Annotated in this window: 15 protein-coding genes and 1 pseudogene; 14 read left to right on the top strand and 2 right to left on the bottom strand. The window is 57.3% G+C overall.

What is annotated here, in order from left to right; translation table 11 throughout:
• Positions 1-2 precede the first annotated feature (2 nt).
• Together ACZZ0D_RS13315 and ACZZ0D_RS13310 are read right to left on the bottom strand one after the other, a co-directional pair.
• Positions 3-1,625 carry an MFS transporter gene (locus ACZZ0D_RS13315; protein ID WP_053121012.1) on the bottom strand — a complete coding sequence of 541 codons (1,623 nt, stop codon included), beginning with the start codon at positions 1,623-1,625 and terminating at the stop codon, positions 3-5.
• A gap of 160 nt (positions 1,626-1,785) precedes the next feature.
• Positions 1,786-3,432 carry a GMC family oxidoreductase gene (locus ACZZ0D_RS13310; RefSeq protein WP_463553493.1) on the bottom strand — a complete coding sequence of 549 codons (1,647 nt, stop codon included), beginning with the start codon at positions 3,430-3,432 and terminating at the stop codon, positions 1,786-1,788.
• Positions 3,433-3,565: 133 nt separating this feature from the next.
• On the opposite strand from ACZZ0D_RS13310, the gene ACZZ0D_RS13305 reads away from it, so the two are divergent.
• From ACZZ0D_RS13305 to ACZZ0D_RS13240, 14 genes and pseudogenes are all read left to right on the top strand, one after another.
• Positions 3,566-4,453: a LysR family transcriptional regulator gene (locus tag ACZZ0D_RS13305; RefSeq protein WP_463553492.1), complete on the top strand. Its 888-nt coding sequence runs from the start codon at positions 3,566-3,568 to the stop codon at positions 4,451-4,453.
• A 138-nt stretch (positions 4,454-4,591) separates the two neighbouring features.
• Positions 4,592-4,939, top strand: a complete 348-nt coding sequence (locus tag ACZZ0D_RS13300) for a metalloregulator ArsR/SmtB family transcription factor (RefSeq protein WP_463553491.1) — start codon at positions 4,592-4,594, stop codon at positions 4,937-4,939.
• 20 nt (positions 4,940-4,959) lie between these two features.
• Entirely contained in the window at positions 4,960-5,430 is a 471-nt protein-coding gene (locus tag ACZZ0D_RS13295) for an arsenate reductase ArsC (protein WP_463553490.1), read from the top strand.
• Positions 5,431-5,439: 9 nt separating this feature from the next.
• Positions 5,440-6,138, top strand: a complete 699-nt coding sequence (arsH, locus tag ACZZ0D_RS13290; RefSeq protein WP_212545937.1) for an arsenical resistance protein ArsH — start codon at positions 5,440-5,442, stop codon at positions 6,136-6,138.
• 115 nt (positions 6,139-6,253) lie between these two features.
• A complete protein-coding gene (locus tag ACZZ0D_RS13285) occupies positions 6,254-7,516 on the top strand; it encodes an MFS transporter (protein WP_463553489.1) in 1,263 nt (420 codons plus the stop codon).
• A 155-nt stretch (positions 7,517-7,671) separates the two neighbouring features.
• Positions 7,672-7,886: pseudogene (locus tag ACZZ0D_RS13280) on the top strand (DUF4287 domain-containing protein).
• A 42-nt stretch (positions 7,887-7,928) separates the two neighbouring features.
• A complete protein-coding gene (dapF, locus tag ACZZ0D_RS13275) occupies positions 7,929-8,759 on the top strand; it encodes a diaminopimelate epimerase (RefSeq protein ID WP_463553488.1) in 831 nt (276 codons plus the stop codon).
• Positions 8,760-9,262: 503 nt separating this feature from the next.
• Positions 9,263-9,622 (top strand): DUF6124 family protein, encoded by a 360-nt coding sequence (locus ACZZ0D_RS13270; RefSeq protein ID WP_159815177.1) that lies wholly within the window; start codon positions 9,263-9,265, stop codon positions 9,620-9,622.
• Between the two features lie 139 nt (positions 9,623-9,761).
• Positions 9,762-11,297, top strand: coding sequence for a phospholipase effector Tle1 domain-containing protein (locus ACZZ0D_RS13265; RefSeq protein ID WP_463553487.1), 1,536 nt, complete (start codon positions 9,762-9,764; stop codon positions 11,295-11,297).
• Complete coding sequence (locus tag ACZZ0D_RS13260; protein ID WP_463553486.1) at positions 11,297-11,953, top strand: DUF2931 family protein; 657 nt, start codon at positions 11,297-11,299, stop codon at positions 11,951-11,953. Before ACZZ0D_RS13265 ends, ACZZ0D_RS13260 begins: the two co-directional genes overlap by 1 nt.
• 7 nt (positions 11,954-11,960) lie before the next feature.
• A complete protein-coding gene (locus ACZZ0D_RS13255) occupies positions 11,961-12,617 on the top strand; it encodes a DUF2931 family protein (RefSeq protein WP_463553485.1) in 657 nt (218 codons plus the stop codon).
• Positions 12,618-12,754: 137 nt separating this feature from the next.
• Entirely contained in the window at positions 12,755-13,411 is a 657-nt protein-coding gene (locus tag ACZZ0D_RS13250) for a DUF2931 family protein (protein ID WP_463553484.1), read from the top strand.
• A gap of 11 nt (positions 13,412-13,422) precedes the next feature.
• Positions 13,423-14,079: a DUF2931 family protein gene (locus ACZZ0D_RS13245; protein ID WP_463553483.1), complete on the top strand. Its 657-nt coding sequence runs from the start codon at positions 13,423-13,425 to the stop codon at positions 14,077-14,079.
• 225 nt (positions 14,080-14,304) lie between these two features.
• Positions 14,305-14,706 carry a hypothetical protein gene (locus tag ACZZ0D_RS13240; protein ID WP_463553482.1) on the top strand — a complete coding sequence of 134 codons (402 nt, stop codon included), beginning with the start codon at positions 14,305-14,307 and terminating at the stop codon, positions 14,704-14,706.
• Positions 14,707-14,865: the final 159 nt, after the last annotated feature.

The following is a 14,865-nucleotide window of genomic DNA, read 5'->3' as shown; positions in this document are numbered from 1 at the left end:
AGTTAGTTTTTATCGAGGTCGATATTTTTGGTCTCACGCAAAAAGATCATCCCCACCACCAGACTCACGCCGGTAATCAACACCGGGTACCACAGCCCATAAAAAATATCCCCGGTGTACACCACCAACGCAAACGACACCGTTGGCAGAAACCCGCCGAACCAGCCATTGCCAATGTGGTACGGCAGCGACATCGAGGTGTAGCGAATCCGCGTCGGGAACAGTTCAACCATCAGCGCCGCCAGCGGCCCGTAGCACATGGCCGAAATAATGATCAGCGCCACGATCAGCGCGACAATCATCGGCTTGTTGATCTGCTGCGCATCAGCCTGTTGCGGGTAGCCGGCGAGGGTGATCGCGCCGCGCAAAGCGGCTTCATCGTAGCCGTCGAGCTTCACGTCACCGACGCTGATTTGTATCGCACTGCCAGCCGGCGCAGCGACGCTGGAGTAGGGCAGGCCTTGCTTGACCAGGAAGGTTTTCGCCTTGTCGCAAGGGCTGTCGAATTTCGCCTTGCCGACCGGATCGAACTGGAAAGTGCAGGTCGCCGGATCCGCCATCACCGTGATCGGCGCCTGACGGCTGGCCTGATCGATGGCCGGGTTGGCGTAGTGCGCCAGCGATTTGAAGATCGGGAAGTACAGCGCCGTCGCCAGCAGAAGGCCGAGCATCAGCACCGGTTTGCGTCCGACCTTGTCCGACAGCCAGCCGAAAATGATGAAGAACGGCGCACCGATCACCACGCTGATAATCAGCAAGGTGTTGGCCACCGCCGGATCCATTTTCAGGAACTGGGTGAGGAAGAACAGCACGTAGAACTGCGCCGCGTAGAAGGTCACCGCTTGCCCGGCGTTGATGCTGAACAGCGCGATCAATACGACTTTGAGGTTTTCCCATTTACCAAAGGATTCGCGGATCGGCGCCTTGGAGGTTTTGCCTTCTTCTTTCATTTTCAGATAGGCCGGCGACTCGTGCAGGCTCAGGCGAATCCAGGTGGAAATGCCCAGCAGCACGATCGACAACAGGAACGGAATGCGCCAGCCCCACACTTCAAACTGATCGCCGGTGAAGTAGCGGCAACCGAGCACGACGAGCAACGACAGCAACAGGCCGAGGGTCGCCGTGGACTGAATCCAGCTGGTGTGGAAACCGCGTTTGCCGATCGGCGCGTGTTCCGCCACGTAGGTCGCCGCGCCGCCGTATTCACCGCCAAGCGCCAGGCCCTGAAGCATGCGCAGCACCACCAGAATGATCGGCGCGGCGATGCCGATGCTGGCGTAGGTCGGCAGCAGGCCGACGCAGAACGTCGCCACGCCCATCAAAATGATCGTCGCGAGGAAGGTGTATTTACGCCCGATCATGTCCCCCAACCGACCGAACACCAGCGCCCCGAACGGCCGCACGATAAAGCCTGCGGCGAACGCCATTAGCGCAAAGATGAACGCCGTGGTGTCGTTGACCCCGGCGAAAAACTGCTTGCTGATCACCGCCGCGAGGGCGCCGTAGAGGAAGAAGTCATACCACTCGAACACCGTCCCCAGTGATGAAGCGAAGATGACTTTTTGTGTGTCATTGCTGGTTGTGGCGCTGCTCGCAGCGGCCAGCGGCTGAGCGTGTTCTGACATATCGGTATCCCTCACAGTGATTGTTTTTGTTGTTCCACTGATGCTCGATGTCCATGAATCAAACGCATATCCCTGTAGGAGCTGCCGCAGGCTGCGATCTTTTGATCTTGGTTTTGATTTCAAAAATTCAAAGTCAAAAGATCGCAGCCTTCGGCAGCTCCTACAGGGTTTGGGCCAGTTCCGGTTTTGCGGTGCTGCTCCTGATGTGGGGGTTGAGAATGAGTTGTGCCGCTTTCTCGGCAATCATCAGCGTAGGCGAACAGGTGTTGCCCGAGGTGATGCGCGGCATGATCGAGGCGTCGGCGATGCGCAAACCGGGCACGCCGTGGACGCGTAGTTGCGCATCCACCACCGCGTCACCGTCATTGCCCATCCGACACGTGCCGACGGGATGGAAAATCGTCGTGCCGATTGTCGCTGCCGCTTGCTGCAATTCTTCTTCGCTTTGCAGGCTGGCGCCGGGCAAATACTCGACCGGTTTGAACGCTTGCAAGGCAGGGGCGCTGACGATGCGCCGGGTCAGCCGAATCGCATCCGCCGCCACACGCAAATCCTCTGGATGACTAAGGTAGTTGGGTTGAATCAGCGGCGCTTCCTGCGGATCCGCCGAACGAATGTCGATGCGCCCACGACTCTGCGGACGCAGATCGCAGACAGAAGCGGTGAACGCAGGGAAGCTGTGCAACGGCTCGCCAAAGCGCTCCAGCGACAGCGGCTGCACGTGATATTCCAGATTCGCCGAGGTCTGCTCCGGCCCCGAACGCGCAAACGCGCCCAACTGACTCGGCGCCATCGACAATGGCCCGCTGCGGTCATACAGATAACGCAGACCCATGCCCATCTTGCCCCACACACTGCCGGCGATCTGATTCAGGGTGCGCGCGTTTTCCAGTTTGTAGATCAGCCGTAATTGCAGGTGATCCTGCAGATTGCCGCCGACGCCCGGCAACTCATGAATCACGCCGATACCCAGGCGTTCCAGCAGCGGTCGCGGGCCAATCCCGGAGCGCTGCAAAATGCTCGGCGAACCGACCGAACCGGCGCACAAGACGATCTCTTTACGCGCCTTGAACTGTTTGACCTGACCTTCATGCCGCGCACTGACTTTTGAGGCGCGACCGTTCTCCAGCAGGACACGATCCACCTCAACCCCGGTCAGCACCGTCAGGTTCGCCCGGTCGCATACCGGTTTCAGAAAAGCCTTCGCCGCGTTCCAGCGCACGCCGGATTTCTGATTGACCTGAAAGTAGCCGCAACCCTCGTTGTCGCCCTGATTGAAGTCATCGATGCTGGCAATGCCGCTCTGTTCGGCGGCACTGCGAAACGCATCCAGAATCGGCCACGACAAGCGCTGTTGTTCGACCCGCCATTCGCCTCTGGCGCCGTGAAAATCAGCGGCGCCGGCAAAGTGGTTTTCGCTCTGTTTGAACAGCGGCAGCACGTCGTTCCAGGCCCAGCCCGGATTGCCCTCGGCCGCCCAGCCGTCGTAGTCGTTGGCCTGGCCGCGCATGTAAATCATGCCGTTGATCGACGAGCAGCCGCCCAGCACTTTGCCGCGCGGATAGCTCAGCGCGCGGCCATTGAGGCCGGCTTGTTGTTCGGTTTTGAAGCACCAGTCGGTGCGCGGATTACCGATGCAGAACAGGTAACCCACAGGAATGTGAATCCACGCATAGTTGTCGCGTCCGCCGGCTTCGAGCAGCAACACGCGCTGCTGCGGATCAGCCGACAGCCGATTGGCCAGCAAGCACCCGGCGGGGCCGGCGCCGACCACGATGTAGTCGAATTCATCGAGGGAAGTCTGCATTCCCTGACCTCACTTATTGTTTTTGTTGTCGGACACTCTAGTTGTTAGCTTTCGTCAAAAGAATGTTAGTTTTTGCGCAGCCGCTGTGCGTTTTTAAACAGCCTCACTAGACAATAGCCGACAAGGACACAGCATGTTCGACTGGAACGACCTGCGGTTTTTTCTCGAACTGCAACGCAGCGGCCGCCTGCTCACCGCCGCCCGGCGCCTCAACACCACCCACGCCACCGTCGCCCGCCACATCGAAGCCATTGAAAAAAGCCTAGGCACTGCGTTGTTTGTCCAGCACGCGCAAGGTTATGAGATGACCCCGGCGGGGGAGGCGCTGCTCAAGCATGCGGAGGCGATGGAGAACGTGGCGTTGCTGGCGCAGGAAGAGATCACTCAATCGACGGCGCCGCTGGGCAAGATTCGCGTTGGCGTGACTGAGGGGCTCGGCATCAAATTCCTCGCCAGCCGCATGATCGGCTTGTTCGATCGCTATCCGGGGCTGGAAGTGGAACTGGTCGCCGTGCCGCGCTTTGTCAGCATTCTCAATCGCGAGGCGGAGATCAGTATTCATCTGGAACGGCCGGCGGCGGACATGCTGGTCACGCGCAAACTCACCGATTATCGATTGGCGCTTTATGCCAGCCAAAGCTACCTCGACAAAGCGCCGCCATTGAGCAGCCGTGAGGATTTGGGCCGGCATGCGTGGATCGGTTATGTCGACGATTTGCTGTTCAGCCAGGAACTGATGTTCCTCAACAGCTTCTGCCGCAGCCCTCGGGTGGTGTTTCACAGCACCAGCGTCATCGCCCAGCAGGAAGCGGCGCGGTCGGGGTTGGGGATTGCGGTGTTGCCTTGCTACATGGCGGCGTCGGATCCTGATCTTGTGCCGTTACTGCCGGATGAAAGCATCGAGCGCAGCTACTGGATCAGCACACGGCGGGAGCTGCACAAGTCGGTGCGGCTGCGGGTGGTTTGGGACTATGTGGTGGGGTTGTGTGAGGCGGAGCAGGGGTTGTTGCTTAACCTTTGAAAATCAAAAGATCGCAGCCTTCGGCAGCTCCTACAGAGATCGGTGTAGGAGCTGCCGAAGGCTGCGATCTTTTAATCTGGCTTGATTAATATATGGAAATCCGTATATTCGGTTTTCCATATGTATCGAGCCCGCCCGATGATCACCCCCACCGAAGTCTTCAAAAGCCTGGCCGATGAAACCCGTGTCCGCGCCATTCTGCTGATCGCCAATCAAGGTGAGCTCTGCGTCTGCGAGCTGATGTGTGCGCTCGATGACAGCCAGCCCAAAATCAGCCGCCACCTCGCGCAACTGCGCAGCAACGGTCTGTTGCTCGATCGCCGTCAGGGCCAATGGGTCTATTACCGCCTCAATCCGGATCTGCCGGCGTGGATTGGCGACATCCTGCAAGTGACGGCCAAGGCCAACACCGAGTGGCTCAAAGACAACGCCGCACGCCTGCACAACATGGATGGCCGTCCCGTGCGCGACGCCTCGTGCTGCTGAATCTTCTACCGGAGCAACCCATGCGAATCCTGTTTATGTGCACGGCCAACAGCTGCCGCAGCATCCTCTCAGAAGCCCTGTTCAATCATCTGGCACCCGCCGGATTCGCAGCCGTCAGCGCTGGCAGTTTCCCGAAAGGGCAGGTGCTGCCGCGCAGTCTGACCACGCTGCAACAGGCCGGCATCGCCATCGACGGCCTGCACAGCAAAGGCAACGACGCCTTCGAAGATAACCCGCCCGACATCGTCATCACCGTCTGCGACAAAGCCGCCGGCGAGACCTGTCCGGTGTACTTCGGCCCGGCCCTCAAAACCCATTGGGGACTGGAAGATCCGTCCGAAGTGAACGGCGACGAAGCCGCGATCAACGCCGCTTTCCACGCCACCCTCGCGCGCATCGAACTGCGCTGCCAAGCCTTCCTCGAATTGCCCTTCGCCCGACTCAGCCGCGAGCAACTGCAACGCGAGCTCGACCGCATCGGCGCGCTCTAAGGAGAACCCATGTCCGACCATTTGCCCAACCTCGACCCAAGCCTGTTCGACGACGTCAAACCCTCGACCCCGGGCGAACACAAACCGCGCATCCTGCTGCTCTACGGCTCAACCCGCGAGCGCTCCTTCAGCCGCTTGCTGGTCGAAGAGGCGGCACGTCTGCTCGAACACTTCGGCGCCGAAACACGCATCTTCAATCCCTCCGGATTGCCGTTGCCCGATGACGTCCCCGTCGATCATCCGAAAGTACAAGAACTGCGTGATCTGGTGCTGTGGTCCGAAGGGCAGGTGTGGTGCTCGCCGGAACGTCACGGCGCCATGTCCGCCGTGTTCAAGGCGCAGATCGACTGGATCCCGCTGGAACTCGGCGCCGTGCGCCCGACCCAAGGCAAAACCCTCGCGGTGATGCAAGTCTGCGGCGGTTCGCAGTCATTCAACGTGGTCAACCAGTTGCGCGTATTGGGCCGCTGGATGCGCATGTTCACCATCCCCAACCAATCCTCGGTGCCGAAGGCCTACATGGAATTCGACGACGCCGGGCGAATGAAACCTTCACCGTTCTACGACCGCGTCGTCGATGTGATGGAAGAACTGGTGAAATTCACGCTGTTGCTGCGTGGCCAGCAAACGCATCTGGTCGACCGCTATTCCGAACGCAAAGAAAGCGCCGAGCAACTCATGAATCGCGTGAATCAGCGTTCGATCTAAGCGCCCGGCCGGCTGCTCGCCGCCGGCCCATGCAACTAAGTTCTCGCGCCACAGGTCACTCACTCAGCGGAGGTTGATTCAATTCCCACGACCTCGAACATTGAAGACGCTGCCCGTGGCCACACACCTCGATCGTCGCAATAACCTGTCACTCGACAGCCTCAACTTTTTCCTCGCGGACGTGCGCGACGGGCTCGGCCCTTATTTGGCGATTTACCTGCTGGCGGTACATCACTGGGATCCGGCGAGCATCGGACGGGTCATGACCATCGCCGGCATCGCCGCGCTCGTCACGCAAACGCCGGCGGGTGCGCTGGTCGATAACACCCGGCGCAAACGGGCGATCATTGCGATTGCGGCGCTGCTGGTGACAGGCAGTTGTCTGCTGCTGCCGTTCGTGACGTCCTTTAGCCTGGTCGCATTGACCCAAGCCCTCAGCGCCGTCGCCGCTTCGATTTTTGCCCCGGCCATTTCCGCGATCACCCTCGGCATTACCGGCCCGCGCGCCTTCACCAGACGCACCGGACGCAACGAAACGTTTAACCACGCCGGCAACGCTTGCGCGGCATTGTTGGCCGGGGTGTTCGCCTACCTGTTCGGCCCGGTCGCGGTGTTCTATCTGATGGCGGCGATGGCGATTGCCAGCGTCATCGCCGTCTCTTTCGTTTCGCCCAAAGCCATCGACCACGACGTCGCGCGGGGCCTCGATCCCGGCGGAGCGGGGCACGGCACACAACCGTCGGGGCTGACGGTGTTGCTCAAAAACAGACCCCTGCTGTTGTTCGCCATTTGCTGTGCGTTGTTCCACTTGGCGAACGCGGCGATGTTGCCGCTGGTGAGCCAGAAACTCGCGCAAGCCAATCTGCAGATGGCCACGCCGTTGACCTCCGCCTGCATCGTCGCGGCGCAACTGGTCATGGTGCCAGTCGCGTTGCTGGTCGGGGCCAAGGCCGATGTCTGGGGACGCAAACCGCTGCTGCTCGCTGGCTTCATGATTTTGCCGTTGCGCGGCGTGCTTTACATCTTGTCCGACGACCCTTATTGGCTGGTTGCGGTGCAATTGCTCGACGGCATCGGCGCGGGGATTTTCGGCGCGCTGTTTCCGGTGGTGGTGAAGGATCTGACGTTGGGTACCGGGCACTTCAATGTCAGTCTGGGGGCGCTGTCGACCGTGTTTGGATTGGGCGCGGCGTTGAGTAACAGCCTGGCGGGGTTTGTGGTTCAGGCGGCGGGGTACAGTGCGGCGTTTTTGACGTTGGCGGGGGTGGCGGCGGTGGCGTTGGTGTTGTTGTGGGTGGCGTTTCCGGAGACGTTGCAGCGTTCAACGGTTGATACGAATGATCGGCAAAACGAGAGGCCTCGAGCGACGGTGCCTTGAAGATCAAAAGATCGCAGCCTTCGGCAGCTCCTACTTTGATCGTGTGTAGGAGCTGCCGAAGGCTGCGATCTTTTGATTCTGGCGGCCTGAAAGCGCCAGAATCAGGTAAATTCTTCGGCAGCTTTATTGATGAATATTCACAGGGAGGCACCACCATGAGCGAAGACAACAAAGTCAAAGGCCCGGCGTCCTACTTCCCCTCCATCGAAAAAACTACGGTCAGCCCATCGACCACTGGCTCAACCTGCTCGCTGGCCACACCGACAAAAAACACATGGAACTGGTCACCTGGCTCAAGACCGAGCACGGCATGGGCCACGGCCACGCCAACGCACTGGTCGCGCATCATCTGGCCAACAGCAAAAAATGAGGGCAGTCCTCATTCACACGACACACAGCCAAGGCGCCACCGATGCCGCTCAGCTTCCATAAAATGCACGCCAACGGCGACGACTTTATCCTCGTCGACGCCCGTCACAGCGCCAACCCGATCACCAGCGCAATTGCCCAACGACTGGGCGACCGCCACCGAGGCATCGGCTTCAACCAACTCGCCGTGCTGCTCGACTGCGCCGACGCGGATGCCCGACTGAAATTCTGGAACGCCGATGGCTCGGTGCTCGACGTTTGCGGCAGCGCAACCCGTGGCGCTGCCGACCGATTGATGCGCGAGGCCAGCCGCAAATCGATCACCCTGCGCACAACGCGCGGCCTGCTCAATTGCGAACGCACACCCAGCGGATTGATCTCGGTTGATATGGGTGAGCCGCTTTTTCAATGGATGGACATTCCGCTGGCCGAGGAACACGACACGCTTGCATTGCCACTGCCTGGCAATCCGGTCGCATGCAGCATGGGCAATCCGCATTGCACGTATTTCGTTGACGACCTCAGTGGCCTCGACATCGCCGCGCTTGGCCCGGCGATTGAAAGCAATCCATTGTTTCCTCGCAAAACCAATGTGCACTTCGTGCAGGTGATTGATCGTCAGCACATTCGCTTACGCATCTGGGAACGTAACGGCGGCATTCCGCTCGGCTCCGGTTCATGCGCCTGCGGTGCCGCCGTCAATGGCATCCGCAAAGGCCTGCTCGATCGCAACGTCGAAGTCGAATGCGACGGCGGCAGCGTTCACGTCCATTGGAACGGCAAAGGCAACGTCACCCTCAGCGGCCCGGTAGAACCGATCTACTCCGGCACAATTCCGGATAGCCAACTAAAGCCCAACGCAACCCCACTGTAGGAGCTGCCGAAGGCTGCGATCTTTTGACCTTAACGCCGCCACATTCCCCCAACCCTAAAAAGTCATCAACCCTCAAACAAACACCCCGGTCAGTTCCTTCTCCCTCCGGGAGAGGGCCATCCAAAACACCGTGCACACCACCGTTCTAAACAACAAAAACCAAACCTGTTTAACCGAAGCCTCCAGTAACCACCCAAGCCCTACAACGCCTTGCGCCTTTGCCTACGACTAAGCCAGAATCGCCCGGCTTGTGCGTCTAGGGCGTGGGCTCTATCGTCTGTCGGTCACTGAAAAACAGTGATCGGGTTTGGTAGCCCGCCATAACTAGTCGCATCGCGCACCGTTCGCAGACCGCTTCAGGTTTGTCGTCAATGGTGGCCATGCGCAGGACACCTTCGGGTGTGCCGGTTTCCTAGTTACCGGTCTACCAACCCGCGTGTGGCCGCCACCCTTCGTTTGGTAGCGAAGGTGAAGGCTCCTCTTTAATAACTAGGAGTTTCACCATGTTCAAAGTAACCCCCAACCCTCCCGCAACCGACACCACATCCCCCTACGAATCCCTCGACTCGAAAAAACTCCACGAAGCCGCCGAACGCGCCCTCGACCACTACCTCGGCCCCGCCGACATCATGGCCAGCACCAACGAACCCGAATCCATGTTCCTCGCCAACCCGGCGTACGACACCGAATCCCTGCTGGCCAACGCCAGCGAATCCCTCGGCAGCGCCACCACCATGCTCAACGACTTCGCAGCCGTGCTGAACACCTCGCATCGCAAGACATTGCTCGGCATCGCCCAGGTCGTGATGCTCGGCGAACTCGCCGTCAACCAAGCGCTGGACAACGTCGAAATCGCTAAATAGCCAGCCACCCGGTCGAGGAGGAAACCCTCCTCGACACACGGTGTCTCACGGTGGCTGGCACAGGGCCACGCCTTGCGCCCCCCGGCCTCGACTGTCACCCTTCGGGCCGTTCTTCAAGGATCAGAACAAGGAATCATGGATGAGTGGATACGTTCCCAACCCGCCTAAAAACTACCGCTACGAAGAAGCCAAACCCGTCGATATTCATGCCCAGCGTTGGGCTGAGTATGAGAAATATGGGAAAGCGCCTGCGTCTCCAAGCGAAAAAGTCGGTATCGCCTTGCGTATTGGTGTGTTCTTCGACGGCACCGGTAACAACGCGAATAATACCGCTCTCGGGTTGCTATGCGCTGCTCACCACCCCATTGCGGCACAGGATATCGAAGCTAGCTGCAAGCCGTTTATGAAAGATCCAGATAGCAGCTACGCCAACGACACTAGTAATGTTTATAAGCTCAGTGAGTTGTACTTCGCGCCCCAAATCGCCGAAGGTGAAGGTTCTCAAAAGCAAGCTTTTCGCGTGGTTTATGTCGAGGGGATCGGAACTCGATCAGGCAATGAGGACAGCACATTTGGGGCTGGTACTGGTCGGGGTGATACCGGTGTGGCAAGCCGGGTGCAACTCTCATTCGACGATATCAAAACCAAAATTGAAGATGTACTGCAAACCAATCCCGACAGTGAAATCACATCACTAAAGTTCGATGTGTTCGGCTTCAGTCGTGGCGCAGCCGCTGCACGGCACTTTGCCAATCAAGTGGTGCGTGGTAAGCAAGGGCCCTTAGGTGAGGTTTTGCGGAGTAATGCAAGTGACTTCAGCCGTACCTTCATCGATCAATATCAAAGCAGTATCAATATTGGATTTATTGGGCTCTACGACACAGTCCCGTCAGTTGCTGGATGGTCAAACCTGGGCAATGTTAAAAGCCCGGTAGCAACGGGTATCAAGTTGTACCTCGATCCTCGTTTTTTTACGGATGTAGTCCAGTTGTCGGCGCGCGACGAGTGCAGAGCCAACTTCGCCCTTAGCTGCGTGAAGGACCAACATACGGAAATTATGCTTCCAGGCGTTCATTCCGACATTGGTGGTGGATACCGAGATGAGATTGAAGAGTGTGTGCTGATCAGCCCAATGCAAACGCTTGAAGTGGGGCAGTTTACTGATGTGTCTACTACTTCGATTTATAACGATGCTGTGATTGTGAGGAATCAGTGGATCGCTAGAGGCTGGCCGGAAGCGATGCTGGAAGTCGTCACTCCTGATCCACTCATCCTGCCAATTGATAGGGAACGAATCACGCCGCGCAAGCGCATATACGCCGCGGTGCAGCTCAAACGCCCTGTTAGCGGCCGGTTGTCTAGGGTGTACCTGCGAGTGATGTACCAATTGGCAAAAGAAAAGGGTGTTCGTTTCAACGATATGCCAGGCACGGAGGCGCTGGCGGTGCCATCAGAACTGCAAGCAATGTGCGATCGGTTTGTGGCAGGTGACTACAGCACCACTTCTCAAGAAGAAGTGCTGATGAAGCTCAAGTACATTCATAAGTCAGCGAACTGGAATCATCCCCTTGGACGAAGGGATGGCAGTGGCATCCGCGCCGTTTACATCAATGCACCTACGGCGGACGGGATTCGAGTCCAACATCCTCACGTACCAGACTGGACACTATGGTAATGAAATTAATCGTCACACTTGCATGTGCCTTATTCATGACTGGCTGCCAGTCTGCTGATCCGCTATCGGGTGAAAACGATCCAAAGTCCGAATGGTGGGAACTGGCCTTTACTGAACCTGATTACATGAAAGTCTGGGTAGAGGACAGCTCTGTCCAAGACATTACCGGTAAGGTTTACTTCCGGGCTGGTGGCGGCTCCGCGGCAGGTGGAGAGCCTGACAACGGAAAGGAAACTGCCCGGGGCTGGACAGCAGTGGGTGGTAGCGGGAAGAGAGTGGTGGGTGCCGATCTACCTGAGCGTATCTATGTCCGCTGGCAATCAATTGCAGAGCAGAAAACCTGGCAGGCGTGGGTCGATATCCCCGAGGAAGCCCGACAAATTATGGTGACCTCCACTACTCGGCGCTGTCCAGAGACACCAGAGAAAACGGCGCGCTTCATGGCCTCAGTCTATTTAGGGCTCGCTCCGGGCGGCGTGGTGCAAGTGTGGGTAAGAGATTCATGCCGACGGCCAATTAAAGTGGCGCGAGTTCAAGGCGAAATTGAACCGCTAGGCCCCGAACAGGGGAAGAACGGTGGTCGCTATGCCTATCCAGTGAGCGAAAAAGCCAAGCGTTATATCGACCAGTACGGCATCCCTTACGGGAGTTGGTAGCCGTCAAATGAGTCGATTGTTAATCGCGTTTTGCGTGCTGCTAGTGGCCGGTTGTCAGTCAAGTGATCCGTTATCGGCCAAAAATGATCCGAAGTCGCCCTGGTGGGAGCTCGGTTTTGCCGAACCTCATTACATGAAGGTTTGGGTGGAAGACACGTCTGTCGAAGATATTAAGGGCGAGACGTTTCTCAGCACTGGTGGTGGATCCGCATCGGGCGGTCAACCAGAAGATGGAACCGAGTCTGCACGCGGTTGGCACGGTGTAGGAAGTTCAGCAAAAGCAGTGGTGGGCGCTGACCTCCCCAAGCGAATTTTCGTTCGGTGGCAATCCATCGTAGAACCTCAAACCTATCGTGCGTGGATTGATATACCCGAAGAAGCCAGACAACTAATGCTGACTTCGGTCAACCAACGCTGCGCAAAAACTCCAGAGCAAGAGGGACGCTATATTTCCTCAATGTATTTGGGGCTGGCTCCCGGCGGCGTAGTACAGGTCTGGGTAAGAAACTCGTGCCACCACCCCGTCAAAGTCGCCAAGGCTCAAGCCGAAATCGAACCGTTGGGCCCGAGTCAAGGTAAAAACCAAGGTCGTTACGCGTACCCGGTCAATGAAAAATCCAAGCGATATATCGAGAAGTTCGGCATTCCGTTTGGCAGTTGGTAATCAAGAAAACAGATTGGATGCTCTGGTAATGAAAGGAATCGTGGTGCTGCTGAGCGGATTATTGTTGGCGGGATATCGAAAAATTCGGCATTCCTTACGATAGCTGGTAGTCGTTACAAGTGATTGGAAGCTTCGAAATGAAAGGATTCGTGACACTGCTGGGCGCATTACTTCTGGTGGGATGCCAGTTGGCAGGCCCCGAGACTGGCGAAAACGACCCTAAGTATCCTTGGTGGGAGTTGGTGTTCGTGGAGCCGAACTACATGAAAGTCTGGGTCGAGGACAGCTCCGTCCAAGATATTAATGACAGGGTTTTTTTCAGGGCTGGTAAGAGCACTGCCGCCAGTGGACAACCAAGCCTGGAAGCCGAGTCGGCCCGAGGTTGGGGCGTCGTAACTGGTTCCGGAATGCCGGTGATTGGCGCCGACTTGCCCAAACTCATCTTTGCGCGTTGGCAGTCCATAACAGAGCAAAAAACCTACAGGGGTTTCATTGCCATTCCAGAGGAGGCGAGACAACTGATGGTGAAGTCGACGCACCAGCGCTGTCAGGAAACACCTGAGAAAACCGCTCGATTCATGGCGTCGCTTTACGTAGGACTCGCCCCAGGCGGTGTGCTCCAAGCGTGGGTCAAGGACTCATGTCGAGAACCGGTCGCGGTCGCTCGGGGACAAGGCGAGATTGAACCGCTAGGCCCGGAGCAGGGAAAGCATGGTGGCCGGTATGCGTATCCCGTCAGTGAAAAGGCGAAGGCATATATCGACAAGTACGGTATCCCGTATGGGAGTTGGTGAGTCTTGCGCCAATGAAACGGATCCTTACTCTTTTATGCGCGCTGTGGGGTACTGGTTGTCAGCCGAATGACCCCCTATCAGCGAAGAACGATCCCAAGTCTTCTTCGTGGGAACTAGGATTTACCGAGCCTTACTATATGAAGGTATGGGTCGAAGACAGTGCCGTAGAGGACATCAACGGCAAGGTATTCAGACGCACGGGCGGAGGTACTGCCGCCGGTGGGGAACCGGAAAACGGTAAAGAATCCGCACGAGGCTGGCACGCCGTGGGTGCTGCCACCAAAGCTGTGACTGGAGCCGATTTACCCAAACGCATTTACGTGCGTTGGCAGTCCATCGTTGAGCCGCAGACCTATCAGGTTTGGGTAGATGTACCCGAAGAGGCAAGACAATTGATGGTTGCGTCGGTGAATCAACGATGCCCAGAAACGCCAACGCAACAGGCTAGCTACAGCGCCTCAATCTATTTGGGATTGGCTCCTGGGGGAGTCGTGCAGGTGTTCGTTCGTGACTCATGTCACCGTCCCGCCAAGGTAGCTAAGGCACAAGCCGAGATCGAACCTTTGGGGCCAAGTCTGGGAAAGAACCAAGGACGATACGCGTATCCGGTCAGTGAAAAGTCGAAGCGTTACATCGAGAAGTACGGCATCCCTTATGGGAGTTGGTAGCCGAAGGGCCAAAGTGTACGTTTCCCGAATATTGCCGCAAAATCTTATTAAGCAGAGGGTTTCGATTTCTTGCGATTGAACGTTTGCTTTGAATGTAAGAGACCGCTTTCGGCCGAAGCTGCTTTCGAACCAAATCGGACGTTCAGCAGTAGCTCCGGCAATGTGTTTTCTGACATGCTTCCCTTGAGTCCATCGCAAAACTGAATTCACGGGTACTTTGATCCCATGGCCACAGGTCTTAGTGATACCAACCTTGATTACGTACTGGGGATCATTCAAAAAAACCCAAATACCGAATTAAGTGTTATGTGTGAGCACCTGCAGATCGACAGTCGCGATCTTCTGAATCAATTGGCGATCTCAGTAGCAAGACTGTTTATTACGGGCGCTCGCGATTTTCATTACTCTGATGAGGTGATGAATATTGTCATCAGCGATATCGTCGATTTGTCCCTGCACGCGGAGATGCCCCAGCCGGCATTCTCTATCTACCAGGCATTTGATGCAGGCGAGTATTGGCACAGCGGCGATGACCGCAACGTATTTCCTTGGGAGAAGTGGACAAGGCCTGAGCTCGATAGAATTTTGTGTGAGGCTAATGACGGCGCGACCGGGCTTTCGAAGTAGGGCCGACTGAACTCCCAAAGGATCGCTTCTGACCGATAGCTGCCACTCACGAACGACTGCTTTCGGCCAGAAGCGGACGATCGCGACTGACCGCTTTTGACCCAAAACAGCCATACATCGTCTATACAGTCATGGTCGATTCTGTTCAACGTCCGCCCG

The organism is Pseudomonas sp. AC193 (assembly GCF_979258075.1).
This window is presented reverse-complemented; position numbering and strand designations above follow the sequence as displayed.